The following is a 25,621-nucleotide window of genomic DNA, read 5'->3' on the forward strand; positions in this document are numbered from 1 at the left end:
CGGTCGAGGTGGCGGTAATTTCGACACGGTAAGCGGTATTGACCGCCTCGGATGCGCTAAAGGAGCGGACTGAAAGTGAAGGGGAAAAACGGGCAAAGGTAAGGTGGTAGGATTGGCGGGCGGTCATAAGGGTAATATCCGACTGACGATGAACACTGTATGGTAACGGGGATAATGCCGCTGGTAAAGCGAATGGGATGAATGGAAAAAAGTCTGCCCGAACGGTTGAAATAAGGGATAAAGAGACATTCCCCCCGCCCTATTCCACTATTCAGTAAAGCAGTAATACAGTTACTGCAAAACAGAATTGCCAAATTTATCTTAAAAACACCATTTAAATAGGCCGTCTGAAATCACGTTTCAAACGGCCTTTGATAAAACTGATTTATCCAGGCAACAAACAGTTTGATTTAGATTTTGGGGCTGACGTAGATTAGCCCTAAATTCCACACCAATCCCGCAGAATTTTAAGCTGCCGGGAGGGTGTGCCGAAATTAAACCGAAATTCGCATTCTTTCAAGAACAGCGGGAAGGATTTGCGTTCGATTCCGTTGTATTTTCGCAAGACGCGTTTTGCCTGATTCCAAAAATTATCAATGCCGTTAATGTGGTTCTGACGGTCTGCAAATTCCTTGGAATGGTTGATGCGGTAATGAATAAAACCGCTCACATCCAACTTGTCGTAACTGCTCAGACTATCGGTATAAACAATACTGTCCGGCATAATTTTCCGTTTGATAACAGGTATCAAAGTATCGGACTTGGCATTGTTTACAACAACGGTATAGACCCATCCGTTGCGTTTCAGGATGCCAAAGACAACTACTTTTCCTGCTGCACCGCGACCACGTCTGCCTTTAACGCCTTCCGCCGAAATAACTTGCGTCCAGCTCAACAGAGCCCTCAAAAACCTCATCGGCAACCAAGGCCAGTAATGGCTGATAACTATACGAATTTTGCGGTAGAACAGAATAGCGGAGTTGGGCTGAATGCCCAAAATATCGGCAGCGGAACGGGCGGTAACTTGGAGTACAAAAAATTCAAGTAGTTTCTTTTGAACTCTCTTGCTTAATTTACAATTGATTATCTGCATTTTCGTAGCCTAGCATAACCGCTAATCTACGTCAGCCCCTAGATTTTTACCATAGGTATATTTCTTTTCATCTGATTTAGATAACCGACAACATCATGAAGCCTGCTTTTTACCTCCCAATATTGTTTTTACTTTCAGCGTGCCGTCCTGAAGCTGAAACAGCCGATACGGCTGCACCAACGGCACGTAAGCCTTCTTATTACGAGTCTGAAAAGCGTCAAACTGCAGTCACTCCAGTTAAAACACAAATTCCTGCATTATCTGTAATCAAAAGCCAAGCCGATTTTGACTTACTTTCGCGTATCTATGAGCAAGGTAGTGAATATGAAATTCCTCATATCCTTTTCCTCATCGATCGTGAAGACGATAACCGTACTGACTATATCAATACTCCCAAATTTCGGCTGCATGAGCATTATCTGGCTACTATCTCGAAACCCATGCTGTCGAAAACTGAATTGAATCAACAATACCGTAGTCCTAACCGGCGTTATCTGTTTGGCACTATCAGTTGGCAGAATAGCACTCAGGAATATGTTTATGAGTTTTGGGAAGGAGACAAAATCACGCCTGAATTGTTGAAATTGGCGGCAGGCCGTCTGAAAAACAGTTTCTACGCTCCGTTGCGTTATAAAACCAATTCTTTATGGCAGGAAACCGTTGCCGAACAAAGCAAAGTTCCTTTTATTACCCAAGAAAGTTTGATTAAGAATTTCCCCTACCTGCCTCTATACCAAGGCAAAGCGATAGGCACATTACGCATTATTGCCAAAGAAGATGATCTCTATAATGTCGGCTCCGACGATATTATTATTTTGAAAGAGGTTCCCCTAGAGCTGCCACCTGTGGCGGGGATTATCAGTGAGAAACCATCCACTGCACTATCACATGTGAATGTATTGGCACGCGGTTGGGAGATTCCTAATATTTACCTTAAAGACGCAGAAAAAATTCTAGCCCCATATATTGGTCGTCATATCGAATTTGAAGCGACTGCTAAACAATACCGAATTGTCCAAACCAACCGGAACACTACCAGCAAAAGCTTTTCAGACGGCCTTACCCTGCCCCAACCTGATGTTTCCGATTACAGCCTTCGGGCTTTGGCAAACCTGCGCCGTGATGACAGTCGTTACTGCGGCAGTAAGGCTGCCAACCTCGGCCATATCCGCGCCCATATTGAAGGTAGTAATGTACCTGATGGATTCTGCATTCCGTTTGCCTACTATCAAGCCATGATGGATAGGCTGGGTATTAACGCGACAACACTGGCACAAATCGAAACACAAAGTGATGGAGACAACCGCAAGCGCCGCACTGCCTTACTCTCACTGCAGAAAAAAATTACCGATGCCGAAATCCCGTCAGAATGGAAACACAGATGGGCTGAACAATGGCGCAATCAATTAAACAGCAAAGGCGTGTTTGTCCGCAGCTCCTCTAATTCCGAAGACCTACCCAATTTCAGCGGCGCAGGGCTGTACACCACCGTGCCAAATGTTATCGATGAAAACGCGTTAGCCAAAGCAGTGAAGCAATCTTGGGCTTCCGTTTTCAATTACAGCGCATATGAAGCCCGCCGTATTGCCGAATTGCCTCACGATAGCGTGAAAATGAGTGTCTTTGTGCAACAAAGCATCAATGCAGATCTCTCCGGCGTATTGGTTACCATCAATCCCTATGATGCCGCTCAGAAAAATAGCGCCTACATTGCCGCCAAACGCGGGTTGGGTATTCGTGTCGTTGAGGGAAAACGGGTAGCCGAACAGGTAGTCTATAACCGTCGCAATGATTCCGTACAACGTCTCAGCTCCTCTAATGAAACCACAGCGTTGCAACTGGATAAAAATGGTGGAGTACGAGAAGTGCCTGTAACCAGTGGCAACGTGATGAATCAAGAACAAATACGTTGCCTTGACCAAACCGGCCAACAAATCAAACAGCTATTTGCTAATGGCGAGCAGGATATCGAATGGGCGTTTGACAAGGATAAGCTTGTTATCCTCCAGGCACGACCGTATCTAAACGGCACACGTTAAAGTAAAAAGGCCGTCTGAAATTATCGTTTCAGACGGCCTTTGCATCATGAGTTAGTTATACCCTATACTTCCCGTTCTCCAAGGAACTATGATGTCAAAACAACTCACTTTTTATTTTATTCGCCATGGCCGTACCCAATGGAACGAACAGGGGCTTTTGCAGGGATCCGGCAATTCACCACTGACCGAACAAGGGATTGCAGGAGCTCTAAAAACCGGGGCGGTGCTACAACAAGTAGAATTTACCGCTGCTTATTCCAGCATCTTACAACGTGCCATTGATACGGCTAGCCATATTATCGGCCAGCGTCCCATCCCTCTTTTTCAGCACTGTGGACTAAATGAGCAATCTTTTGGAAGTTGGGAAGGTATACAGATCGCTGACCTGCGTAAGCTAACCGAATTCAAACAACTGACCAATGACCCGGCAGCTTATAAAGCATTAAGCAATGGTGGCGAAACCTTTGAACAATTAGCAGTACGTGCAATGGCCGCCATTTACGATATCATTAAGGTACATCAATCGGGAGCCAATATTTTAGTGATATCGCATGGCCATACCTTGCGGCTTTTATTATCCTTACTAGGCGGAGCAACTTGGGAAAATCATCGTGATGAGGGTAAATCCGTGTCATTGTTGAATACTTCGATCAGTATTGTGAAATACGATAGTGAAAGCGGTTTTCATATTGAGCAACTTAACGATGTGGCTCATTTACAATGATCACAATCTATTACCTAATTCACACATCGACACACTGTTAGTCTGTTAACTCAAGCCCCAATACGCTTGTTTTAAATCTACTCATTATTTTTTATTTTAAATCTCAATCCAAACAACGTCTTTTCTATATTTAATGTCTCTACCGTAAATTCTAAAAAACCGTTTGAACTTAAAGATTCAAACGGTTTTTTTGGCATTAATTTATTTATATTCCATGCTTTTAAATACGGTTAAATTTTAAAATTTAATCCTCCTTCAAATCCAACCACTTGCCCCATCAAGCTCTACCTGTACTTAACCCCGCCTTGCCGTTTTCCCACAAGGTTTTCAACAATACTTTCCACGCCGACAATTTAGGATTGGGTTGTTTACCTTGCCCAATCAAGTCCATTTGTGTCATATACCAATTCATCTCCAGCATTGCGCCTGCTTTTTTATCAATGAATGCTACGCCCGTTTTGATGCGGTCGGTTTGCACGATTTGGTAGGTGCCGTTTTGCATTTGGTTTGCTAAATCAGGGACTAAGGCAAACGGGCGAGCGACGCCGACCAAATCCAAATGGCCGCTAGATAAGGCATCTTCCATGGCGTTTTGTGAACGGAAGCCGCCAGTGATAATCAGCGGGGCTTGGCTGACTGCACGGGCTTTTTCGGCGTAATCGATGAAGAAGGCTTCACGTTTGCGGGTGCTGTCTTTGGCGGCGAGCATTTGCGGGCTTTCGTAGTTGCCACCGGAAACTTCAATAAAATCAATGCCCATTTCCGATAGTTTTTGCACCACCTGCACCGATTCGCTTTCGTCAAATCCGCCTTTTTGGAAATCCGCCGAATTGAGTTTTACACCGACCAAGAAATCTTTGCCCACGGCAGCGCGGATGGCAGTGTAGGTTTCCAAAAGGAAGCGCATACGGTTTTCCAAGCTGCCGCCCCATTGGTCTTGGCGGCGATTGTGGTGCGGCGAGAGGAATTGGCTGATGAGATAGCCGTGCGCGCCGTGAATTTGTACGCCTGAAAACCCTGCCTGTTCGGCAATTTTCGCGGTTTGTACGAATTGCTGAATCAGCCCGTTGATTTCATCGGCAGTCAATTCGCGCGGCGGGTTGATAAAGCCGTCCATGCCCACCAACGGCACGGCGCTCGGTGCAAGCGGCGTTTTATTGACCACCGCAGGCGACTGTTTACCCGCATGGTTAATTTGCATGATGAGCAGCGTGTCGTTTTGCGTGCCGGCTTTCGCCCATTTTTTCAGCATCTCAAGGCTGCGGCCGTCTGAAATTACCACATCGTTTATCGAACCTTTGCCGCTTTCGGCGACCATCACATTGCCCGTAACTAAAACGCCCGCGCCGCCTTCTGCCCAAGTGTCGTAGAGGCGGACAAGTTTTTCAGACGGCTGGTCGTTTTGGGCAAGTTGCTCTTCCATGGCGGATTTGAAGATACGGTTTTTGGCGGTTTTACCGTTTTGAAAAGTGAATGGCGTGAATAACATAATCGTTCCTTTAAGTTGATAAGTTTAAAAATGTGAACGTATTTGAGTAAAAATAAAGGGTCAACGGATAACCCTATTTTGAAAGTGGGCAATTTTGAGCCATCAAATCAGCAAGCTGTTTCAATCTCGCCACCGTATCCGCCATGGCAATACTGTAAAACCGCTCTTTGCCGACCTGCTCCACTGCCACCGCTCCGGCTTGCAGCATGATTTTTAAATGGTGCGACACAGCAGGGCGCGACAGATGCAGATGCTCGGTCAGCTCATTCACATTCATCCTGCCATGTTCCCACAATATATGCAGGATTTGATGGCGGTTTTCATCACTCAACACGGTAAAGATGGGAATGCACTCGCGCATTAAATTCATGGTTTGTTGCGGCATATTTGACCTATTGAGTTTATATGTTTAAAAACTTGAACTTATTTTATTGGGAAAGATGGAGAATGTCAAAGGGAATTTTCAGAAGATGGTTTTAGCGTACAAATCACAGCGTTTCATCAATAATCATCTCAGTCTGCAAGCCATTTCAGACGACCTTTTCGTAATAAAGAACGGTCAAATTTTTAAGTGTTTTGCAAATCATCTTAAAAACTTGACCACTTGCATCATTATCAAGACCGCAGCCGTCTGAAACATTGATAGACCGGTTACTGATGTTCGCTTTCTGCTACTTTTGTCCATTTTGCCAATGTCTGCTTCATCTGTGCCTGAGGGATGAAGCGGGCCATCCGTTCTACTTCCTTGCCTTGATAAAACAGCAGCCATGCAGGTACGGTCAGCACATGGAAACGTCCGGCCATTTCGGGTATTTCAGCAATATCGGCTTTTACGGCATACACATTTCCTTCCACCGCCAAAGCTGAATCAAGCTGGGCGGCCACGACCGTACAAACACCGCAGATTGGGGCTTTGATGTACAGTGATACTAAAGGGTGTGTGGCGATGGCCTGTTCGATGTCTTTCAAAGTGTGCAATTGTTGCATGTCATGTCCTCCTTTGAGCGATTAAGCCCTTTTCTAGTTGTCCAGAAAAGGGGCTTTTAACGAAATGAAAACAAGAAAACGTTTTGAGTCGTCTAGATTTTTTCCACAACCACTTTTGCCCGCGCTTTCAGGCTGTTCAACACTGGGGAGGTGGCGGCTGAGCGGTCGGCGAAATTTTGCAGGGTAGGAAGGTCGGCGTCGGCTTTTACTTTTATGGTTAGCACCAGATTATCCAGTCCGCCGTAGCCATCTTCCATGCCGAACAGTTTGGCCATGTCGATACCGCCGCTTGCGGATATTTCAAACTGTTCCAGTTTCACGCCTGCCAATGCTGCTTGCAACTCGAAACCTATGGAGCAGCAGCCTGCCGCAGCGCTGATCAGGTATTCCACCGGATTTGGGGCGGCGTTTTCACCGCCCATGTTTTTCGGTTCGTCTGTGGTAAAGGCAGGGAAGCGGCGCACGGAGATTTCATTCTTCGTGCCGGATACCCAGCGCGAATCGGCGCGTAATACTGCCTTGCCTTTTGCATGGTCGTTTTCAACCGCTGCCATGGTAGTTCGGAAACGTTCGATATCTAACCCGTTAATCATGTTTTGTCCTTTCATATGATGAATTGCAGATGGTTTTTCGCTACACTTACACGCCCATTTTCCACGCGGAGATGCGCTTCAAATTATCCACCGTATCGTGATTGACGATGGCGGCGAACGTGCCGTCCAGTTTGGCAATTTCGGCTTTGTCTTCATCGCTGAGAGCAAAATCAAAGACGTTCAAGTTTTCCGCCATACGTTCGGGTTTGGTGGATTTTGCCAATACAATGATGCCACGTTCCACCAGCCAGCGGGTAATCACTTGCGCCACGGATTTGCCATATTTCGTACCAATTAGCGACTGACAAAATGGTGGGCAAAAGCCCACCGCTTCAAGTTGATGTTTTATCATTAACCGAACACTTTTTTCAAATGTGCTTGGTAGTCTGCGAAGTATTGTTCTACTTGTGGATTTTTAACTACATCGTTACATGTAAATGTCGGTAGACGGGTCAAACCGATGAACTCGTTGAGTTTGTGGAAAGGCATGTACACAGCATCCACATCTTTGCCTTCAAAGAAGTCGCCTTCACGGGTGAACGCTTCAATCGGCGCATTCCAAGTAAGCGAAAGCATGTGTTTTTTGCCTTGCAATAAACCACCTGTACCGAAGCCTTCGGTCGGGCTGATACGATGACGGCCATCACTGTGGTAAAGCTTGCCGTGTCCAGCGATAAATACTTCGTCTATGTATTTCTTCACTGTCCAAGGCTCGTGCATCCACCAAACAGGCATCTGCCAAATCACGGCATCCATCCACAAGAATTTTTCGATTTCTGTCTCAATATCATAGCCAGCATCAATCACAGTTTCTTTTACATTGTGTCCAAGTGCGGTCAAAACTTCTTTTGCTTTTTTGTGAAGCGTGTTGTTTAACTCACCATGCGAATGGCCGAATTCTTTTCCACCGTTTAATAATAAAATGTTCATTTTTACTCCTAGAATAAATAATTTATAAAAAAGGATGTGATGTTTGCGGTTATTGTCTTCTGTTTACTCTCATGAAGTTGCAGTCATTTTATGATTTGTTTTTATTGAGATAAATAGGGTTTATCTTTATAATGTAATGAATTAAATTCACTAATAAAAGAGAGTTTAAAGAGAAAATGCAGAACTTTAACGAACTGAATTATTTTTTGACGTTGGCGCAAACGCAGAGTTTTGTGAAAGCGGGGCAACTTTTGGGGATTTCTTCTTCGGCGTTGAGCCATAGCATGAAAAATTTAGAAACGCGGCTGAACCTGCGTCTGTTCAACCGCACTACACGCAATGTGTCACTGACCGAAGCCGGGCAGCAGCTTTTCGACCAACTTTTCCCACTTTATCAAGCCATAAACCAAGAAGTCGATGCATTAAATGATTTTTTGAATACGCCATCGGGATTGATTCGCATCAACGCCCCGGCGATGGCAGCGGAAGCCGTGTTGTATCCAAAATTAAAGCCGATTTTGAACCAATACCCGAAAATCCGCTTGGAAATCGTGGTGGACGATCGTTGGGCAGATATTGTGAAAGAAGGATTTGATATGGGCGTTCGGTTAGGTAACAAGGTAGCGAAAGAGATGATTGCGGTGCCAATTTCCGCACCGCTCAAAATGGTATTGGTTGCCTCGCCCGATTATTTGGCGCAACACGGCTCACCGAAAAATATTGATGATCTGCAACAGCACCGCCTTATCGGCATAAAACTCTCCGCTGAACACGGCACGGAGATGCAGTGGGAATTCAAATACAAAAAAGAGCTGATTACGTTCACACCAAAATCGCACTTTTCCATCAACAATCATCTGCGTCTGCAAGCCGTTTCAGACGGCCTTGGCATTGCGTGGATAGCACATATGAGCGTAGCGGATGCACTCAATTCGGGACACCTGGTCGAGCTATTGCCTGAGTATGCTATGACTTACGAACCGCTTTACCTCTATTACCCCAGCCGCCGCGGGCATTCCAATGTGTTTAAGTTGATTGTGGATGCGTTAAAAGTAAAAGCCGTCTGAAAATTCAGACGGCTTTTTTATGTGAAAGTGCGGTCAGGTTTTCAGGTATTTTTGCAAATTCTCTTTAAAAGATGACCGCTTATCAATCTAGCCTCACAGTCTCTCCGTCTTCCGGAACGTTCACACGGCTTTCAATGCCTTGACCGCGTATAAATTTACGCATATCGGCGCGGCTGATGGCGGTATGATTCACGGTATCCATGTGTACGGTGATGATTTTGGCTTTAGGCATGACTTGGCTGGCTTTTAATACATCAGCCGTTCCCATAATAATGCCGTCTGAAATGCCTGAAATCAGCGCGTAGCCCGTGTTCATAATCAGATAATCGGGTTTGTAGCGGTTCAATGCTTTGTTTACATCTGCCGTCCACACAGTATCACCCATAATATAAGCAGTTTTATGTCCGTTGCTTTGGAATACCACACCCATTGCATCACCTAAGATTTCGGCTAGCTGAGGGTTGGCATACATGGCTTCTGTACCATGTACGCCGCCGGTTTTGCTGATGGTTACGCCGTTGAAGACAGCGCTGCCGTTCAACACGCGTACATCAGTAAAGCCTTGGCTACGGATTTTTGCCGCGTCGGCTTGGTGCTGCACATATACGGGCAGTTTTTTCGGAATGGAACGTGCTGCGGTTTCGTCCCAATGGTCTTCGTGAGTATGGGTAACGATAACTGCATCCACACCGTCCAAAATTTTATTCACACTCATCGGCAGCCCGACCAGCGGCATTTTGGCTTGGTTATTGAACGTGCCGGCAAAGCCGTTCATGGAATGCTTGGGGGCGAAAAAAGGGTCAATCAAAAACGTCTGTCCTGCATATTCGACTTTGGCAGTAGCGTTACGGATATGTTGGTATGAATCGTCTGCCCAAGCGGAAAAGGCTGTCGCGCCCAAAACAGTGGCAAGAATAAATTGCTTGAATTTCATTATGTTGCTCCTTAAAAAATCATGAAGCGTATTTTAAGCAGCAGGTACATCGGCTAAAATAGGCAATATTGCCAATAAACGTAAGGATAGTGCCAAAATGTCGTCTGAAAACGAGCATAACGAGTTTCGCCAAAATCAAACTGTCCCAAAAATCGTGCTATATGCTCAATCGGGCATGAATGATTTTGTCTTCAACATTCCCTTTTCTGTTTTTCAGACGACCTATCGGGACAATCCGCTCTTTGACCTGAAAATCTGTTCCGATGACAGCAAAGACGTCATCACGGCACTGGGCGCAAGCATTCCCATACACGGCGGCCTAGATTTGACGGAAGAAGCTAACATCATCGTCATCGCAGGCTGGCGCAATATTGAAGAAGCCCCGACGCCGGAACTGGCTGAGAATTTACAGCGGGCAGCGAAACGTGGTGCACATATTGTCGCACTATGCTACGGCTCTTACGCCCTTGCCTACACAGGACTTTTAGACGGCAGAACCGCCGCCACCCACTGGCTTGCCGAAGACGACTTTGTCCGCCGCTTCCCTAAAATTCATCTGGATACCAACCGCCTATATGCGGAAGACGGCAATTTTTTAACATCGGCAGGTGCGGCGGGCGGGCTGGATTGCTGCCTGTACCTCATCCGCAAAATCCACGGTGCAACCGTTGCCAACGACCTTGCTCGTACCTTGGTTGCGGCACCACACCGCGAAGGCGGACAGGCACAGTTTATCCACCGACCTGTCGAACGTCGTACCGCCGATGACAAAATCAATCACTTATTGGACGAACTGCGCCAAAACCTTGCCACCTCATACCGCTTGGACGATTTGGCAAAAAAATTAGCCGTTTCCCGCCGAACCTTTATCCGCCATTTTTCTCAAGCCACAGGCATGAATTTCGGTGAGTGGCTCACCACAGAGCGGCTATGGCAGGTACAGGATTTGTTGGAAAATACGGATTTGCCGATAGAACGCATCGCCGAACAAAGCGGCTTCGGCAGCGCAGTAAACCTGCGTTTACAGTTCAAAGCCAAGTTTAAAATCAATCCGAATGCCTGGCGGAAAGTATTTGGCAGATAGCTCGCGTTAGTCAATCCAAGATACCTGGGTGCAGGCTGCTTTGAAGGTCGTCTGAAAACCCAAAAAGCAGCCTGCACTTTTCAGACGGCCTTTTTTCTTTTTCAAAGAGTATAGAGATTTCAAAGAGTTTTTATAAATCGTCTTCAAAATTCAAACGCTTGTTCTATCCTAATCATTTATATTCAAAGATTACAAGCTCAATTTCACTAATTAATATAGATTACAGATTTTCTATGGACACAAAATGCCGTCTGAAACAATATCGCGCATTTACAAAAAAGGATGGATTTTTTCCTTTTCACCCCACCAAAACCGACGTCATACTAAGCGATCCTGCAAGCAGCTTATCGTTGAAAAATGTAATCTTGTCTTGCGGTTCACGTAATGCCATGGTGTACAGCAACGGTAAGTAATGATCCGGCGTTGGTACAGAAAGCTCGGCCTTTTCGCCTAGCTGCTCATAATGCACCAGAGTTTCATTATCTTGTACCGCAATCGCCTGATTGACCGTTTCACGAAAAGCAAACGCCCAGTCATACCCTGCACCGATTTGATCGATATGTTCCCAGCTTATCGCCCTCAGATTATGCACAATATTACTGCTGCCGATAATCAGCACGCCTTGTTCGCGTAAAGCAGATAATTTTTTCGCCAAATTGAAATGCCATTCAGCTGATTTCAAACGGTTAAGGCTCAGTTGCACTACGGGAATATCGGCATCGGGATAGAGAAATTTCAACACCGCCCAGGCGCCATGATCAAAGCCTCGTGTTGGGTTCAACTCAACATTTTCCGACTGTAATAATGACTTCACTTGCTCCGCCAACTCAGGCGAACCGGGCGCAGGATATTGCACTTGGCTGAGCTCTTCAGGAAAGCCGTAGAAATCGTAAATCATTTCTGGATGTTTGCCAGACGTAACCTGCAAACGGCTACTGTACCAATGCGCTGAAATCATCAAAATGGCTTTGGGTTTGGCAAACTTTTGCGTAATTAGGCTGAAATTCTGATTGAACGGGTTTTCTTTATCTAACACATTCATCGGGCTACCATGCCCAACAAACAATACAGGCATTTTTTTCATTATTTTCTCCTCGTTATCGGATCCAGCAGATTGTATGGATAAATTTTTATTCAAAAAATACCGGTTTATGAATAACATCTTTTCCTCATAAGAAATCATGACTGATAAAGTCTAGAGATATTGAGAGAATATATAGAAGAAGGGGTGATTCAAAAGGCCGTCTGAACATTTTTACTTCATACGCTAAAATTTCTTTATTTCTGTATTGACAGAAATAAAAGATAAAAATAGAATACCATCACTATGAAACTGAATCCGACCACTGAAAAATTTATCCTCCATTGGGGCGAAATGGGTACCAAATGGGGGGTCAACCGTACCGTTGCACAAATCCACGCCCTGCTCTACATCTTGGGCAGGCCGATGAATGCCGAGGAAATTACCGAAACGCTCGGCGTGGCGCGCTCCAATGTCAGCAACAGTATTAAAGAGCTGCAAAACCTGAGATTGGTACATACTGTGCATATCTTGGGCGATAGGCGCGATCATTTTGAAACTTCGGATGATGTCTGGACTTTGTTCCGCACCATTGCTGAAGTGCGTATGCAGCGCGAAATAGAACCGACGCGGCAATTTTTGCAAAGCCTGATCGACAGCCCCGAATTTAGTCAGGAAAATGAAACTGCCAAGCAGCGAATCCAACAAACCCATGATTTCATTAGTACGCTGACCGTGTGGGCAAATGAAATGCTGAAGCTTTCTACTTCAACCATGGTAAAAATTTTGAAAATAGGCGCTGGAATACAAAAATTTTTCCGATGATGGCAATGGACTTGTTCTCAATAAACATAGCCAATCCTATTTAGGATACGGAAACATACTCATGGCAGCCTTGCATGGGCATATTTATCTGAAGCTTGATGTTCTTTGGTAGATTTTGAATCACTGGATATGGATTTCCCACCCAAAGAAACAATCCCGGAGCCTATTTAAAATTTTTTGCCCTATAATTTCTCTTTTAACAGAAATTATAGAAATTACAGACTAATTATATATTTAAACTAAAACAAAATAGGAAACCAGCATGTCCGACAACACTACGCACACCCTACCCGCCTACCTGTCTTACTCGATGGGGCTGCTATGGCTGTGGAGCGGTACCCAACCTCTGTTTTTCATGCCTGAAATGTCATTGGATTTGCTGCATTCGGTCGGTATTCCCGATCCGTTGCAATGGCCTACATTAATCGCCGCTTCTCTGCTGGACATTGGTTTTGCCTTTTTATGCTTCAGCCGCTTTCGCTCCCGTTCCGAAATATGGTTGCTGCAATTGATAACCGTCACGGCATACAGCCTGATTATTGCCTTCAGACTGCCCGAAATGTGGATGCATCCATTTGCACCTTTGATGAAAAATCTGCCGATTATGGCTACTTTGTTTTTCCTGTATCAATCCGTAGGAGATAAAAAATGAATACCTATTTAATCGTTAAAACCCTGCATATCATCTCGGCTACCTTAATGGTCGGCACCGGTTTTGGTACAGCGTTTTACCTCTTTTGGGCAAACCGCAGCGGTTCGGTTGCCGCGCAGTCGGTCGTCTCGCATTGGGTCATCAAAGCGGACTGGTGGTTTACAACCCCCGCCGTTATTTTCCAACCCTTATCCGGCTTATGGATGCTGTATGAACGCGGCTACACTGTTGCCACTATGCTGGAACAAAATTGGGTATGGATGACGCTGGCCTTATACATCTTTTCAGGTATTTGCTGGCTCCCCGTTGTTTGGCTGCAAATCCGCATGGCCAAGATTGCAGAAAAAGCGCATAAAGAAAACGCAGACACCATTCCGGAACCCTACTGGCGTTACGCTAGACGCTGGGAATTGCTCGGCTATCCTGCCTTTTGCGCCACTATCGTGATTTACTTCCTAATGGTGATGAAACCGATTTAAGGGTTTTCAGACGGCCTCAGCAACAATATAAAGAAAAACATATGAACATCATCATTTTCGGAGGCAGCGGCTTTATCGGCAGCCGTACCGTTCAAATCCTCAAAGAACAAGGTCACCAAGTTTGTACGCCCGACCGCCGCGCCTTCGACTTTCTTCATCCCAATGAAACAGCCGCACGCCGTTTATTGGAAGGACAAGACGTCCTCATTAACTGTATTGGCATCATGAGCCGTCATGCCCAAATACTCGAAACCGTACACTACCACACGCCTAGACAGCTCGCTACATGGGCAAAAGCAGCAGGCGTAAAACGCTGGGTGCAACTATCCGCGCTGGGTGCCGATCCATCTCACTCCATCAACTTTGTCGGCAGCAAAGGACGTGGCGATGATGCCATTGCTCAAAACGATATATCGATTGCCATAGCCAGACCATCCGTCGTTTACGGGCGAGGAGGAACCAGTTGCGAGCTATTCATCAAACTAGCCTGCCTCCCTTTACTTCCCCTGCCGGAAGGTGGCCGCTTTCCTTTGCAGCCTGTCCATCTTGCCGATGTTGCCGAAGGTTTGGCAAAACTTGCCGTCCAAGCCGACACCGACCATAGCATCATCAATATGGCTGGCAGTCAAACGCTGACTTTGGCGAAATACCTGACCACCATCCGCCAAACCCTGCACCATAAACCGCCACAACGTATTCTGTCTTTCCCCCTACGCCTGCTTAACCCAGCGCTACCGTTGGCAAATATCCTCAGCAACGGCATTATCAGCCGAGACAGCTTTTCCCTACTCAAGCAAGGCTCATGCGCCGACTATTCTGATTTTGCAGCTTTACTAGGCAGGGAACCATTGGCGGCAGAAAACTTTGCCGGTTGCCTATAAATCGGCTGATAACTATTTAACCTTAAAATCAAGAAAGAAAGGCCGTCTGTTGTTCAGACGGCCTATTCAGACATTGCTATTGACAGGTTCTAGCATCAATAAAGGTATGTTATAAGTTTCCATTTAGGAATTTGGCACATCGGCAAAAACACTATGCCGTTTCGTGCAAGCTTGCTTGTCTTTAGACACACAGTAAGCATAAACAAAAAATGAAAAAAGGTGGGCAAATGCCCACCTCCCAAACCCATATTTTGCAATTAGCCAAACACTTTTTCCAAGTGGGCTTGGTAGTCAGCTAAGTATTGTTCTACTTGTGGATTCTTAATCACATCGTTACATAAGAATGTCGGCAGACGGGTCAAGCCGATGAACTTGTTGAGTTTGTGTTCCATGCTTTCTCCAAATATTTTTATCAATAAAGCTTCTTAAAAGGTTTGAGAATTATCTCATTTTTAATGTTTTTCACAAAATCTTGTATAAATAAAAAACCGTCTGAATGATCGTTTCAGACGGTTTTTTATTGAGCCAAATCTCTTTGAGCAGACTAAAGTTCCTATAGATGCGATAAAGACCAGTTTTTGTAAATACTTTCCAATAATTCTTTTTGTCGATTTTTTACAATCTCTGGTGTCCACTCATTTTCTTTTAATACTTGGCTAGTCAGAGCATAGGAAGAAACGCTATCATTCCCTGAAAAATATTTTTCTTTCTTTATTTTAAATTCCCAATTTGAAGCAGCAGAATTGCGTCTCTTATTCAATGGAACTAAATTTGCCAATCGGTGCAACCAAGTTTGGTGTAGGGTATCGTTCCCATCTTTGTCTACCCACCACTGTTTCCATTGACTGCCGTCCTCTATTGTTTGTGGCAACACATGCTCAATTGTTAATAATCCAGACCCATTATTATAATTAGCTGCACCATCGGAAATCATAGCATCCAATCTTAAAATCAAATAATTTCTTCTAATTGATGTAAGCTTATTATAAATATTGCCATCCAACAGTTCTTTAAAGGATTGTTTTTCCTCGTCGTTTAAGAATAAGTTTGAGCTACATTGTCTTGGATTATTCTGCAAATCCTTTAAGATTAAGGCATAACGTTCAATGCGTTTATTTACATCTTTTGCGGATAGATGCAAATAAGAAGTTAATATCTCTAAATATTTAAAGAACTCAATCGATTGATTACTATCTGGTTTTTGATGTAAGAACAATATCGCTACGGGTAACCATTCAGAAAAGCCTACTCGATTTAACCAATAAACATATTGGTTTATTTCAAATTCATTGCTATCTGCTCGGTACTTACTATTTTTTAATGCACTAAATGCTGAAGCGTAACTAGAAAGTTCATTATCAATAAAGTCTGAAATAGAGGTGATTTTAGGTAAAACTAACTCTTGTAATTCTTCTAAAATACTTCTTTGTGCTTTATTTTTCAACTCTATCATACGGATATGGGTAAATAGTTCATTAAAACGGTTTCGTCCTAACTCTTGCTCTAAATCCTCCCATTTTTGAGTATATTCATCTTGATTAGTCTGTATTTTTCCTATCAAGTCTGCTTTTAAAATATCAGTTGGCAACAAATCCAAACCACGATTATTCATAACGGAAAAAATACGAAATGCTGATTTTTGATTAGGTGTAGATACAATAACCAAGCAACATTTTTGAATTAAAAAACTAAAAAAATCAAAAATAGCTACACTATCATTACTAAATTTATTTTGAATACACTCTAATATGATTTTGGCATTTCTAACTATATTTTTTTGGGCATCATTTTTACAATCATGATCTATAGTTAAATTTTTTAATTCATTGAATCTTAGTTCTTGAATATATTTTCTAAAAAAATCTTTATCACGTTGTCGAAGAGTTAATCTTGGTTGTGCAGCAAGATTTTGTGATTTTTTAGCAGGCTGCTGTAAAATTTCCTTGCCTTCAGGTTTATCTTCGTCTGAAAAATAGTGGGTTAAAGCTGCAATTAGTATAGTTAAACTAGTTAAACGTTGCTGACCATCAACCACATCTGCTTCCGGGTGATGATCTTTTTTAATAACCACAATACTGCCTAAAAAATAGCTTTCATCTGTTTTTCTTTGATAAAACTCATATAAATCATTAAATAATTGCTTGATATGCTCTTCTTCCCAAGAATATGGACGTTGATAATCAGGAATGGAATATTGGAAATCCGAACTGAATACTTTACTTAAATAAAACGCTTCACCTTTAATAGTATAATCTTGAATACTCATAATTTATTCCTAATAACAGTAAGTTTAGACATAAATATTGTACACTAATTATATGTAATAATCCTATACAACAGTATATTTATCATCCAATCCTGTCCACGATAATCCACTATTGAAAACCACAATTTCTGTTCAGATGTAAACTGTTCTACGTAAACTTTTAAACTATTCGTCTTCACTCTGGATGAGAGTTTATCTGTATTGTTAGATTAAATATTCATTCTCCCTTTCTATTAGGAAGTTTGATGTGCAAACTAACTTTTTTAGATAAAGTATTAGATACAATAATACGTTATTTAAGCCAACATATTCCTTTTTACTGCCCATGTTACTAAAAATTGGCTTTAAGATGTATTGAAAATCGAATAAAAAAGGTGAGCCAAAATGCTCACCCTCTAAACGAATGTTTCTCAATTATCAATTAACCAAATACTTTTTCTAAATATGCTTGGTAGTTAGCTAAGTATTGTTCTACTTGTGGATTTTTAATCACATCGTTACATAAGAATGTCGGCAGACGGGTCAGACCGATGAACTCGTTGAGTTTGTGGAAGTGCATATACAATACATCTACACCTTTACCTTCGAAGAAGTCACCTTCACGGGTGAAGGCTTCAATCGGCGCATTCCAAGTAAGTGAAAGCATGTGTTTTTTGCCTTGCAACAAGCCACCTGTGCCGTAGCCTTCGGTTGGATTGACACGATGACGGCCATCACTTTGATAAAGCTTGCCGTGTCCAGTGGTGAATACTTCGTCTATGTATTTTTTCACTGTCCAAGGTTCATGCATCCACCAGCCCGGCATCTGCCAAATCACGGCATCCATCCATAAGAATTTTTCGATTTCTGCTTCAACATCATAGCCGGCATCAATCACGGTTTCTTTTACATTGTGTCCAAGTGCGGTCAAAACTTCTTTCGCTTTTTTGTGAAGCGTGTGGTTCAACTCGCCATGCGAATGTCCGAAATCTTTACCGCCATCCAATAATAAAATATTCATTTCACTCTCCTAAACCAGACAATTCTAAAAAAGAGGGGCTGCTATTATGCCGTTTTAGCCTTTATTTTGAAAGTATGGCCGTCTGAACATCTTAAGCCATGCAACGTAAAATCAGAATATCCTGTGAATTTTTTCGGTCAACTGTTTTACGAGGATTTGTTTGTAGATAATTTGGACTTAGGCAGACTAAATGACCTAAAAGCTTCAGTCGATAGGGAAAAGCTAAAATTTATTTCAACGAGAAACGTATCATTCTTCTGAATATACGGATTGAATAATTTATAAGGGGACTGATTACAAGATAGTTATTACCTATTGAAAGATATTAAATAATCATCAATTTGGCATATCTCTACCTGAACATTAGTCCCCTTATCTACCCAACTACAAAGGCTGGGCCAAATCGTTTTCTGTGTTGTAGCTGATAAAATCCTGCTCATGAGGGAAATGGACAACCCGCGCGCGCTGTTGCTGCAGCCAACCTCGGATGCTGCGCATTCCTGAATAAAGGTATGGCACGGTGCTTTGCAGGATTTGCGGACGGATAAACATCACGCTGTAATGCGGTCTAGCCGGGGTTTCAACGTAAAATGCATTGCACAACGGCGTGCGTTTGGCGATGGTCTCAAACTGGGAAACCAAGTTTTCAGGTAGGCGGGGCATATCGCAGGAGACGATAAGCAACCAGTCTGCAGTAGCAATTTGCAAATCGTTGGCAGCGGTACACAAGGCGGCCAAAGGGCCGTAATGCTGCCATTGGCGCGCATCCGAGAAAACGTGCGCGCTGCGTTGGGCGTAGGATTCGAGATTGCGGTTGGCACTGATGGCGATATGGCTGACTTGCGGGCGGATTTTTTCGATAACGTGGTCTATCAAGGCTTTGTTGTGCCATTGCACCAACCCTTTATCGACACCTCCCATCCGGCTTCCCTGCCCGCCGGCCAATATCAGTGCAAAAATTTTCATTTTGGTAGTCCTTTGCAAAGCAGAGTGTGTAAGTGTTATTCGCGATGTTGTATTTATAGAATAAGTTTTTAAGGCTTCAGGCCGTCTGAAACCTGGTTTTGTGATTTAATTCACTTAAGATGAATTTTATCATAACATGATTTTACATTAAACCCCTGTTTTTTCTTATCATAACCATACAATTATTTTAGATAGGTTGTTTATAGACCAAAAGAATGATATTTTTATAAGATTATCGGATTAGTTTTCCTGCGTACTTTATGCGTTTATTCTCCGGATCTTCAGACGGCCTGAGCCTGTCCTCGCGTTTAAAACTACTGACTGTGTTATGGGTCGGCTCGGCTTTTTTATCGATTGCCTTTACCCTGCTGCTTTCTTGGCGTTTGGAAAGCGCGGCTAAAACGATTGAAGATGCGGGCAGCTTGAAAATGCAGGTATATCGTTTGGCTTATATGGCAAGCGTCCGTACGCCCAATGCTCAAATTGACAACCAAATTAAAGAATTTGAACGTACGCTGGCCAATGTAACGCAAAGCGATGCCATTCATCCGCTGATTCCGTCACAAATGCCGCTGGCTTACGATTTGATCCAATCGATGCTGTTGATTGATTGGGAATCCAACATCAAGCCTTCTTTGCAACATTACGAGCGGCCGACCCAAATCGGCCTATACCGTTTTGCCGGCAATATCGAGCTGTTTTTACAAGCTATGGAAAACGCCAACGAGCAAAATACTTTGTGGCTACGCCGTTTTCAAATGGCGATGATGTTGATGATTTTAGTGGCTGCCGGCTTGATGATTGTTTGGCATTATTCGTGGATCATCCGGCCGCTGGAAAAATTGCGCGACGGGGTAGAAACCATCAGCGAAGGTCGTTTCGGGGTACAAATCGATACAGACCAAATTCGTGAATTCGCCCAAGTCAGCAAGGGCTTCAACCAAATGAGCCGACGTCTGAAAACGCTTTATACGGATTTAGAAGGACAGGTTGACAAACAAACTCAAGATCTCGCGCGGCAAAACCGTGATTTGACCTTACTCTACCAAACCACGCGCAATCTGCACCAAACCTTTACGCCGCAACAGGCCGCAGAAGAATTTTTGGCTCAGATTCTGCCGGCGTTTTCTGCTTTGGGCGGTACGGTATATCTTTCCGATGAAGAACGCAAACGCTCTGACTTGGCGGCAAGTGTCGGTGAAACCGAAGAGGGAAATCGTGTAGAATTCCCAATCGTTTACCAGGACGAACAGCTCGGTGTATTGGCCCTGTATTTTTCAGACGGCCATATGCCCAATGAGCAAGATGAAAAATTGTTGCATACTTTAAGCGGACAGCTGGGCATTTCCATCGCTAACAACCGCATGGAACAAGAGCGCCGCCTGCTTGCCGTCTTACAGGAGCGTAACTTGATTGCACAAGGTTTACATGACAGCATCGCGCAAGCTTTGACCTTTTTGAATTTGCAGGTACAAATGTTGGAAAGCGCGTTTGCTTCAGACCAACGCGAGCAGGCCGAAGAAAATATCGGCTTCATCAAAGACGGCGTGCAGGAATGCTACGAGGACGTACGCGAACTTTTGATGAATTTCCGCACCAAAATCAGTAATAAAGATTTTCCTGAAGCGGTAGAATCGCTGCTGGCGCGTTTTGAACGACAAACCGGTATTCCAGTTGATTTAAAATGGCAGGACGACGGGCAGGCTTTGAATTATGATGAGCATTTGCAGATCATCTTCATCTTGCAGGAAAGCCTGTCTAATATCCGTAAGCACGCGCGTGCGCAACATGTCAGCGTCGAAATTGCCAACCACGGCGATTTTGTCATGACGATTCGTGATGACGGCGCAGGCTTTAATAAAGAACACCTATCAAACCGGCCTTCAGGCGAACATGTCGGCTTGGGCATTATGCAAGAACGGGCCCAACGGATTAACGCAGAATTGGCCATTACATCGCAGATTGGGCAAGGTACGGCGGTTATGCTGACTTTGCCGCAACAAATGAGAACAGCATCATGACGATTAAAATTACCCTTATTGACGACCACACCCTATTTCGCAGCGGTATCAAGGCCTTGCTTTCGCGCCAGCCTGATTTTGAAGTCGTCGGCGAAGCTTCAGACGGCCTGGCCGGCGTAAAAATGGTTGAGCAGCTCAAGCCTGATGTGGTCTTGCTGGACTTGGATATGCCGGTCATGAACGGCCGCGAAGCATTGGCCCAAATTTTAAGTATCAATCCGCAGCTGACCGTCATCATGCTGACTGTTTCCGAAGACAGCGATGATTTGACCGAATGTATGCGTATGGGTGCAAAAGGCTTTTTGCTGAAAAACATCAATGCCGACTTCCTGTTGGAAAGCATCCGTAAAGCCGTCGATGGCGACAATGTCTTCTCTCCGGAAATGACCAGCCGCTTGGTGCAATCGCTGATTTCTCCTTCTCCTTCCCGCTCCGACCATCTGCTGGAGCAACTGACCCCGCGCGAAATGGAAATCTTGGGCTACCTTGCCGCCGGACACAGCAATAAAATCATTGCCCGCCATTTAAACTTGGCTGAGTCAACCGTCAAAGTGCATGTGCAGAACCTGTTGCGCAAGCTGAATCTAAGCAGCCGCGTTCAAGCTGCGGTTTATGCGGTGCAACACAAAGTACCGCAACCGGAATTGTCTTAAAAAGGCCGTCTGAAACCTTCTTTTTAAAAGGTTTCGGGAAGAGCGTTTATTCGCTATAATCACGCCGATTTATATGCAGGGTTGTCTGATTCTTTCAGACGGCCTTTTTATTTGATTTCTCACTGATTTTAAACAATATGTCTGAAAACATTCCAGAAAATACACCCGAAAATACCGTTCCTGAAGAACACAAACGCAGCATCCGCAGTTTCGTCTTGCGCCAAGGCCATATGACCGCGGCCCAACAGCGCGCCATCGATACGATGTGGCCGCAATTTGGTGTGGACTTCCAAGAAGCTCCTTTGGATTTGAACCATGCTTTTGGACGGGACAATCCTAAAGTTTTAGAAATCGGTTTCGGTATGGGCGTCGCGACAGTGGAAATCGCCAAACGTCTGCCTGATACCGACTTTTTAGCGATTGATGTTCACGGCCCGGGCGTCGGCAATATCTTGAAGCTGATTGAGGAAGAACACATTTCCAATATCCGCGTGATGCGTCATGATGCGGTGGAAGTAGTGGAAAAGATGCTGGAAGACGGTTCTTTAGACGGCATTCATATTTTCTTCCCCGACCCTTGGCACAAAAAACGCCACAACAAACGCCGCTTGGTACAAGTGCCGTTTGTTGAAAAGCTGCTGCCCAAACTCAAAAGCGACGGCTATGTCCATATGGCGACCGACTGGGAAGAATACGCCGTGCAAATGCTGGAAGTTTTGAGCAGTTTCGACTCTTTGCAAAACACGGCTGCCGATTACGCCCCTACGCCTGATTATCGTCCTGAAACCAAGTTTGAAGCCCGAGGCAAGCGATTGGGTCATGGCGTTTGGGACTTGGTGTTCCGCAAAAAATAAAGCAAAATATAAAACACAAGGCCATCTGAAAAGTTTCAGACGGCCTTTTATCTTACTGATTAAGCCAAGAAAAGTTTATAAGCCGGATTATCGGTTTCTACTTTATAAACATAACCCAAACTCTCCAAAAAGTCGGTAAAGGCTTCATTGTCGCTTTCAGGTACATCGATACCGACCAAAATACGGCCGTAGTCCGCACCATGATTGCGATAATGGAACAAAGTGATATTCCATTCGGCACGCATATGATTCAAGAAACGGGACAACGCACCCGGGCGTTCAGGAAATTCAAAGCTGACCAAACGTTCGTTGGCTACTTTTTCCGTACGGCCGCCGACCATGTAACGGATATGGATTTTGGCGATTTCATCATTGGTCAAATCGACATTGGGCAGGCCTGCTTCAGTCAGTTGTTCACTGATGACTGCCAAATCTTGCGCACCGGCGGTTTGCAAACCGACAAAAATATGCGCATTTTTATCGCTGCCGTAGCGATAATTGAACTCAGTAATGTTCCGGCTTCCCAGCAAATTGATAAACTTCAGGAAGCTGCCCTTTTCTTCGGGAATGGTAACGGCGAAAATACCTTCGTTGCCCTCGCCCAGCTCACTGCGCTCCGAAACGTGGCGTAAGCGGTGGAAGTTCATATTGGCGCCACTGGTGACGGCAACCAAGTTTTGACCTTGGATATTGTTTTTCGCAACGTAAGCCTTCAGGCCGGCAAGTGCCAATGCGCCAGCAGGCTCGGTAATGCTGCGCGTATCGTCAAAAATATCTTTAATCGCGCCGCACAACATATCCGTATTGACCGTAATAATTTCGTCCAACAGCTCTTTACACAAGCGGAAGGTTTCCTCGCCCACCACTTTAACAGCCGTGCCGTCTGAAAACAGGCCAACATCTTTCAAATGTACGATTTCCCCTGCCTCAACCGATTGCTTCATACAGCAAGAATCATCGGTTTGCACGCCAATGACTTTAATTTCAGGGCAAACCTGTTTAATAAACGCCGCCACGCCTGCTGCCAAACCGCCGCCGCCAATCGGGACAAAAATCGCATTGATATTGCGGTGTTGACGGAGGATTTCCATGCCGATGGTTCCCTGACCCGCAATCACATCAGGATCATCAAACGGCGCGATATAGGTCAGTTTTTCCTTTTCTGCCAACTCCATCGCATAATCATAGGCATCGTTGTAAGACACACCTTTCAATACCACTTCACCGCCACGGCTCTTTACCGCATCAATTTTGATTTTAGGCGTTGTTTCCGGCATTACGATGACGGCGCGGCAACCCAAATATTGCGCCGATAAAGCCACACCCTGCGCATGGTTGCCCGCGCTGGCAGCGATCACGCCGCAATCCAAGGCTTCTTTCGGCAGCTTCGCCATTTTGTTGTACGCGCCGCGAATTTTGAACGAAAACACCGGCTGCAAATCTTCGCGCTTGAGCAAAACCTGATTGTTCAGACGGTCTGACAGACTGCGTGCCAGATCCAAAGGCGTTTCTACGGCTACATCATAAACGGAAGCAGTCAAAATACGGGTTAGATAATCAGAAAGAGGAAGGGAATGGTTCATGGTATTTTAGTGTTCGGAAATAAATTGCAATTCGGTCAAACCGACCGGAGGAAAAAGTTAAAACCATACCCCTGAGGCCGTCTGAAGGCAAGAAAAATCTTAGCAAAGCCTAAATGAGACGGTATAATGTCCGCTTAATATCTATTTAATATGCCAAACTGTTTGCTTCATAACAGTATCCACTCATATTTAAATCCACAAATAATGATGAAAAAAACGCTACTTAGCTTAATTTTTGCTGCCCTCCTGAATACTCCTGCCCTCGCTGCCAACCCGGTTGCATCTACACCTGCCGTACAAAGCGAGGCTCAAACGCAGCCGCTGCTGCACAGCATCAACAGCCCGACAACGCCGCCGGAAATTGCGGCGACGGCCTATATCGTTACCGACCTGCACAGCAAGCAAACCTTGGCATCCAACAATGCCGATACACCTATCGAGCCAGCCGCGTTGACGCAAATGATGACCGCCTACCTTGCCTTTAAAGCACTGGAAAACGGTACACTTGAAGCAAGCCAAATGCTGACCGTTTCCAATGCCGCATGGAAAGTCGAAGGTTCGCGCATGTTCCTTGATCCGAAAGTTCCTGTCAGCGTCAGCTCCTTGATTAAGGGTACAACCATCCAATCGGCCAACGATGCCGCCATTACCCTTGCCGAAGCCATTGGCAACGGCTCTATCGACGAATTCGTCAAACAAATGAATGAAGAAGCCAAACGCTTGGGCATGAAGCACACCCACTTCAACAACCCGACCGGTATTTCTTCTAACGGTCATGTTTCAACCGTTGGCGACCTTGCCATCTTGGCTGCTGCACTCATCAATGACTATCCGAAATATTATCCTTTATTCGCGAATAAATCTTTCAAATACAATAATATCGAGCAACCCAACCGTAATCTCCTACTCTATCGCGACAGCAGTATCGACGGTTTAAAAACCGGCTATTCTGAAGGCGCAGGCTACCATCTTGCCGCTTCCAGCAAACGCAACAACCGCCGCATTGTTTCCATCCTTGCCGGTGCCGAATCCACCGAAGCGCGCGCCAGCGAAAGCAGCAAACTACTCAACTGGTCATTGCAGGCATTTGATACGCCTAAACTGTACAACAGCGGAGAAGTGATTTCCCAAGTCAAAGTTTACAAAGGCAGCACCAAAGCCGTAGATATCGGCTTCTTGGACGATGTCTACATTACCATTCCCCACGATACCGGCAAAAACGTCAAACCTATTTTAGAAACGCTTCAGCCTGTCCTCGCCCCGATTGAAAAAGGCCAAGTATTGGGCAAGCTGAAAGTCATGAAAGACGGCAAAATCATTGCCGAAAAAGACGTCGTCGCCCTGACCGGCGTGGAAGAAGGCAGCTGGTTGCGCCGTATGTGGGATGCGATTGTGTTGTGGTTTAAAGGATTATTCAGTTAATGCCCTTCTAAACATTCAACCATAAACAAGATAAGCTACAAAAAGGCCGTCTGAAACC

The 25,621-nt window shown here is 44.7% G+C and carries 24 protein-coding genes and 2 pseudogenes; 12 read left to right on the plus strand and 14 right to left on the minus strand.

The annotated features are described in order from the left end of the window. Nucleotides 1-439: 439 nt before the first annotated feature. Nucleotides 440-1,093 (minus strand): annotated as a pseudogene (locus tag DBY97_RS00005) (IS1595 family transposase). 95 nt (nucleotides 1,094-1,188) lie between these two features. Here DBY97_RS00005 and DBY97_RS00010 point away from each other — a divergent pair. Both DBY97_RS00010 and DBY97_RS00015 read left to right on the plus strand, forming a co-directional pair. After that, complete coding sequence (locus tag DBY97_RS00010; RefSeq protein WP_107857035.1) at nucleotides 1,189-3,132, plus strand: PEP/pyruvate-binding domain-containing protein; 1,944 nt, start codon at nucleotides 1,189-1,191, stop codon at nucleotides 3,130-3,132. Nucleotides 3,133-3,223: 91 nt separating this feature from the next. Next, nucleotides 3,224-3,856 carry a histidine phosphatase family protein gene (locus DBY97_RS00015; protein ID WP_107857036.1) on the plus strand — a complete coding sequence of 211 codons (633 nt, stop codon included), beginning with the start codon at nucleotides 3,224-3,226 and terminating at the stop codon, nucleotides 3,854-3,856. A gap of 277 nt (nucleotides 3,857-4,133) precedes the next feature. On the opposite strand, the gene DBY97_RS00020 is transcribed toward DBY97_RS00015, so the two are convergent. The 6 genes from DBY97_RS00020 to DBY97_RS00050 form a co-directional block, all read right to left on the minus strand. Further along, nucleotides 4,134-5,345 carry an NADH:flavin oxidoreductase/NADH oxidase family protein gene (locus tag DBY97_RS00020; protein ID WP_107857037.1) on the minus strand — a complete coding sequence of 404 codons (1,212 nt, stop codon included), beginning with the start codon at nucleotides 5,343-5,345 and terminating at the stop codon, nucleotides 4,134-4,136. Between the two features lie 73 nt (nucleotides 5,346-5,418). After that, nucleotides 5,419-5,730 (minus strand): ArsR/SmtB family transcription factor, encoded by a 312-nt coding sequence (locus DBY97_RS00025; protein ID WP_107857038.1) that lies wholly within the window; start codon nucleotides 5,728-5,730, stop codon nucleotides 5,419-5,421. Nucleotides 5,731-5,996: 266 nt separating this feature from the next. Continuing rightward, a complete protein-coding gene (locus tag DBY97_RS00035; protein ID WP_107857040.1) occupies nucleotides 5,997-6,332 on the minus strand; it encodes a thioredoxin family protein in 336 nt (111 codons plus the stop codon). Between the two features lie 92 nt (nucleotides 6,333-6,424). After that, entirely contained in the window at nucleotides 6,425-6,925 is a 501-nt protein-coding gene (locus tag DBY97_RS00040; RefSeq protein ID WP_224783358.1) for an OsmC family protein, read from the minus strand. 46 nt (nucleotides 6,926-6,971) lie between these two features. Then, a complete protein-coding gene (locus DBY97_RS00045) occupies nucleotides 6,972-7,277 on the minus strand; it encodes an aldo/keto reductase (RefSeq protein ID WP_234394511.1) in 306 nt (101 codons plus the stop codon). Then, nucleotides 7,277-7,855: an NAD(P)H-dependent oxidoreductase gene (locus DBY97_RS00050; protein ID WP_107857041.1), complete on the minus strand. Its 579-nt coding sequence runs from the start codon at nucleotides 7,853-7,855 to the stop codon at nucleotides 7,277-7,279. The genes DBY97_RS00045 and DBY97_RS00050 overlap by 1 nt, the downstream gene beginning before the upstream one ends. Nucleotides 7,856-8,031: 176 nt before the next feature. Between DBY97_RS00050 and DBY97_RS00055 the strand changes: the two genes are divergently transcribed. Beyond that, the gene (locus DBY97_RS00055) at nucleotides 8,032-8,922 is read left to right on the plus strand and encodes a LysR family transcriptional regulator (protein ID WP_107857042.1); all 891 of its coding nucleotides are present in this window, start codon (nucleotides 8,032-8,034) and stop codon (nucleotides 8,920-8,922) included. A gap of 82 nt (nucleotides 8,923-9,004) precedes the next feature. Here DBY97_RS00055 and DBY97_RS00060 read toward each other — a convergent pair whose 3' ends face one another. Then, the gene (locus DBY97_RS00060) at nucleotides 9,005-9,856 is read right to left on the minus strand and encodes an MBL fold metallo-hydrolase (RefSeq protein WP_107857043.1); all 852 of its coding nucleotides are present in this window, start codon (nucleotides 9,854-9,856) and stop codon (nucleotides 9,005-9,007) included. A 97-nt stretch (nucleotides 9,857-9,953) separates the two neighbouring features. Between DBY97_RS00060 and DBY97_RS00065 the strand changes: the two genes are divergently transcribed. Next, on the plus strand, nucleotides 9,954-10,940 hold the full coding sequence (locus tag DBY97_RS00065; RefSeq protein ID WP_107857044.1) for a GlxA family transcriptional regulator: 987 nt from the start codon (nucleotides 9,954-9,956) through the stop codon (nucleotides 10,938-10,940). 298 nt (nucleotides 10,941-11,238) lie between these two features. Here DBY97_RS00065 and ygiD read toward each other — a convergent pair whose 3' ends face one another. Further along, nucleotides 11,239-12,024 carry a 4,5-DOPA dioxygenase extradiol gene (ygiD, locus tag DBY97_RS00070; RefSeq protein WP_107857045.1) on the minus strand — a complete coding sequence of 262 codons (786 nt, stop codon included), beginning with the start codon at nucleotides 12,022-12,024 and terminating at the stop codon, nucleotides 11,239-11,241. Nucleotides 12,025-12,267: 243 nt separating this feature from the next. Between ygiD and DBY97_RS00075 the strand changes: the two genes are divergently transcribed. The 4 genes from DBY97_RS00075 (at nucleotide 12,268) to DBY97_RS00090 (ending at nucleotide 14,798) form a co-directional block, all read left to right on the plus strand. Next, nucleotides 12,268-12,786 (plus strand): GbsR/MarR family transcriptional regulator, encoded by a 519-nt coding sequence (locus tag DBY97_RS00075; RefSeq protein ID WP_063068990.1) that lies wholly within the window; start codon nucleotides 12,268-12,270, stop codon nucleotides 12,784-12,786. Between the two features lie 262 nt (nucleotides 12,787-13,048). Then, the gene (locus DBY97_RS00080; protein ID WP_107857046.1) at nucleotides 13,049-13,438 is read left to right on the plus strand and encodes a DoxX-like family protein; all 390 of its coding nucleotides are present in this window, start codon (nucleotides 13,049-13,051) and stop codon (nucleotides 13,436-13,438) included. Continuing rightward, the gene (locus tag DBY97_RS00085; protein ID WP_063075737.1) at nucleotides 13,435-13,917 is read left to right on the plus strand and encodes a DUF2269 family protein; all 483 of its coding nucleotides are present in this window, start codon (nucleotides 13,435-13,437) and stop codon (nucleotides 13,915-13,917) included. Before DBY97_RS00080 ends, DBY97_RS00085 begins: the two co-directional genes overlap by 4 nt. A 41-nt stretch (nucleotides 13,918-13,958) precedes the next feature. Next, nucleotides 13,959-14,798, plus strand: a complete 840-nt coding sequence (locus DBY97_RS00090) for an NAD-dependent epimerase/dehydratase family protein (RefSeq protein ID WP_107857047.1) — start codon at nucleotides 13,959-13,961, stop codon at nucleotides 14,796-14,798. A 257-nt stretch (nucleotides 14,799-15,055) separates the two neighbouring features. Here DBY97_RS00090 and DBY97_RS00095 read toward each other — a convergent pair. The 4 genes and pseudogenes from DBY97_RS00095 to mobA all read right to left on the minus strand — a co-directional run. Further along, nucleotides 15,056-15,184 (minus strand): annotated as a pseudogene (locus DBY97_RS00095) (NADPH quinone reductase MdaB); the annotation flags it as partial. A 167-nt stretch (nucleotides 15,185-15,351) separates the two neighbouring features. Continuing rightward, on the minus strand, nucleotides 15,352-17,064 hold the full coding sequence (locus DBY97_RS00100) for a DUF262 domain-containing protein (protein ID WP_107857049.1): 1,713 nt from the start codon (nucleotides 17,062-17,064) through the stop codon (nucleotides 15,352-15,354). Nucleotides 17,065-17,485: 421 nt separating this feature from the next. After that, nucleotides 17,486-18,064 carry an NAD(P)H-dependent oxidoreductase gene (locus tag DBY97_RS00105; protein ID WP_107857050.1) on the minus strand — a complete coding sequence of 193 codons (579 nt, stop codon included), beginning with the start codon at nucleotides 18,062-18,064 and terminating at the stop codon, nucleotides 17,486-17,488. 384 nt (nucleotides 18,065-18,448) lie between these two features. Then, nucleotides 18,449-19,030 carry a molybdenum cofactor guanylyltransferase MobA gene (gene mobA, locus DBY97_RS00110; RefSeq protein WP_107857051.1) on the minus strand — a complete coding sequence of 194 codons (582 nt, stop codon included), beginning with the start codon at nucleotides 19,028-19,030 and terminating at the stop codon, nucleotides 18,449-18,451. A gap of 260 nt (nucleotides 19,031-19,290) precedes the next feature. Here mobA and DBY97_RS00115 point away from each other — a divergent pair, with 260 nt between their 5' ends. The 3 genes from DBY97_RS00115 to trmB all read left to right on the plus strand — a co-directional run bounded on the left by DBY97_RS00115 (nucleotide 19,291) and on the right by trmB (nucleotide 22,558). Further along, entirely contained in the window at nucleotides 19,291-21,051 is a 1,761-nt protein-coding gene (locus DBY97_RS00115; RefSeq protein ID WP_107857052.1) for a histidine kinase, read from the plus strand. After that, entirely contained in the window at nucleotides 21,048-21,704 is a 657-nt protein-coding gene (locus tag DBY97_RS00120; protein ID WP_070647160.1) for a response regulator, read from the plus strand. The genes DBY97_RS00115 and DBY97_RS00120 overlap by 4 nt, the downstream gene beginning before the upstream one ends. Nucleotides 21,705-21,841: 137 nt before the next feature. Further along, nucleotides 21,842-22,558, plus strand: a complete 717-nt coding sequence (gene trmB / locus DBY97_RS00125) for a tRNA (guanosine(46)-N7)-methyltransferase TrmB (protein WP_107857053.1) — start codon at nucleotides 21,842-21,844, stop codon at nucleotides 22,556-22,558. Between the two features lie 59 nt (nucleotides 22,559-22,617). Here trmB and ilvA read toward each other — a convergent pair whose 3' ends face one another. After that, the gene (gene ilvA / locus DBY97_RS00130; RefSeq protein WP_107857054.1) at nucleotides 22,618-24,141 is read right to left on the minus strand and encodes a threonine ammonia-lyase, biosynthetic; all 1,524 of its coding nucleotides are present in this window, start codon (nucleotides 24,139-24,141) and stop codon (nucleotides 22,618-22,620) included. Between the two features lie 204 nt (nucleotides 24,142-24,345). On the opposite strand from ilvA, the gene DBY97_RS00135 reads away from it, so the two are divergent. Then, nucleotides 24,346-25,563: a D-alanyl-D-alanine carboxypeptidase family protein gene (locus DBY97_RS00135; RefSeq protein WP_107857055.1), complete on the plus strand. Its 1,218-nt coding sequence runs from the start codon at nucleotides 24,346-24,348 to the stop codon at nucleotides 25,561-25,563. Nucleotides 25,564-25,621: the final 58 nt, after the last annotated feature.

It is taken from the genome of Neisseria subflava, assembly GCF_003044645.1.
Lineage (GTDB): Bacteria > Pseudomonadota > Gammaproteobacteria > Burkholderiales > Neisseriaceae > Neisseria > Neisseria subflava_B.

What these genes read in the sequence shown, in the direction of transcription:
- DBY97_RS00075 (WP_063068990.1), top strand. Translation starts at nt 12,268, where the DNA reads ATGAAACTGAATCCGACCACTGAAAAATTTATCCTCCATTGGGGCGAA.
- trmB (WP_107857053.1), top strand. Translation starts at nt 21,842, where the DNA reads ATGTCTGAAAACATTCCAGAAAATACACCCGAAAATACCGTTCCTGAA.
- DBY97_RS00060 (WP_107857043.1), bottom strand. Translation starts at nt 9,856, where the DNA reads ATGAAATTCAAGCAATTTATTCTTGCCACTGTTTTGGGCGCGACAGCC.
- DBY97_RS00045 (WP_234394511.1), bottom strand. Translation starts at nt 7,277, where the DNA reads ATGATAAAACATCAACTTGAAGCGGTGGGCTTTTGCCCACCATTTTGT.
- DBY97_RS00015 (WP_107857036.1), top strand. Translation starts at nt 3,224, where the DNA reads ATGTCAAAACAACTCACTTTTTATTTTATTCGCCATGGCCGTACCCAA.
- DBY97_RS00020 (WP_107857037.1), bottom strand. Translation starts at nt 5,345, where the DNA reads ATGTTATTCACGCCATTCACTTTTCAAAACGGTAAAACCGCCAAAAAC.
- DBY97_RS00100 (WP_107857049.1), bottom strand. Translation starts at nt 17,064, where the DNA reads ATGAGTATTCAAGATTATACTATTAAAGGTGAAGCGTTTTATTTAAGT.
- ygiD (WP_107857045.1), bottom strand. Translation starts at nt 12,024, where the DNA reads ATGAAAAAAATGCCTGTATTGTTTGTTGGGCATGGTAGCCCGATGAAT.
- DBY97_RS00025 (WP_107857038.1), bottom strand. Translation starts at nt 5,730, where the DNA reads ATGCCGCAACAAACCATGAATTTAATGCGCGAGTGCATTCCCATCTTT.
- DBY97_RS00050 (WP_107857041.1), bottom strand. Translation starts at nt 7,855, where the DNA reads ATGAACATTTTATTATTAAACGGTGGAAAAGAATTCGGCCATTCGCAT.
- DBY97_RS00055 (WP_107857042.1), top strand. Translation starts at nt 8,032, where the DNA reads ATGCAGAACTTTAACGAACTGAATTATTTTTTGACGTTGGCGCAAACG.
- DBY97_RS00040 (WP_224783358.1), bottom strand. Translation starts at nt 6,925, where the DNA reads ATGATTAACGGGTTAGATATCGAACGTTTCCGAACTACCATGGCAGCG.
- DBY97_RS00120 (WP_070647160.1), top strand. Translation starts at nt 21,048, where the DNA reads ATGACGATTAAAATTACCCTTATTGACGACCACACCCTATTTCGCAGC.
- DBY97_RS00105 (WP_107857050.1), bottom strand. Translation starts at nt 18,064, where the DNA reads ATGAATATTTTATTATTGGATGGCGGTAAAGATTTCGGACATTCGCAT.
- ilvA (WP_107857054.1), bottom strand. Translation starts at nt 24,141, where the DNA reads ATGAACCATTCCCTTCCTCTTTCTGATTATCTAACCCGTATTTTGACT.
- DBY97_RS00085 (WP_063075737.1), top strand. Translation starts at nt 13,435, where the DNA reads ATGAATACCTATTTAATCGTTAAAACCCTGCATATCATCTCGGCTACC.
- DBY97_RS00035 (WP_107857040.1), bottom strand. Translation starts at nt 6,332, where the DNA reads ATGCAACAATTGCACACTTTGAAAGACATCGAACAGGCCATCGCCACA.
- DBY97_RS00115 (WP_107857052.1), top strand. Translation starts at nt 19,291, where the DNA reads ATGCGTTTATTCTCCGGATCTTCAGACGGCCTGAGCCTGTCCTCGCGT.
- DBY97_RS00080 (WP_107857046.1), top strand. Translation starts at nt 13,049, where the DNA reads ATGTCCGACAACACTACGCACACCCTACCCGCCTACCTGTCTTACTCG.
- DBY97_RS00010 (WP_107857035.1), top strand. Translation starts at nt 1,189, where the DNA reads ATGAAGCCTGCTTTTTACCTCCCAATATTGTTTTTACTTTCAGCGTGC.
- DBY97_RS00090 (WP_107857047.1), top strand. Translation starts at nt 13,959, where the DNA reads ATGAACATCATCATTTTCGGAGGCAGCGGCTTTATCGGCAGCCGTACC.
- mobA (WP_107857051.1), bottom strand. Translation starts at nt 19,030, where the DNA reads ATGAAAATTTTTGCACTGATATTGGCCGGCGGGCAGGGAAGCCGGATG.
- DBY97_RS00135 (WP_107857055.1), top strand. Translation starts at nt 24,346, where the DNA reads ATGATGAAAAAAACGCTACTTAGCTTAATTTTTGCTGCCCTCCTGAAT.
- DBY97_RS00065 (WP_107857044.1), top strand. Translation starts at nt 9,954, where the DNA reads ATGTCGTCTGAAAACGAGCATAACGAGTTTCGCCAAAATCAAACTGTC.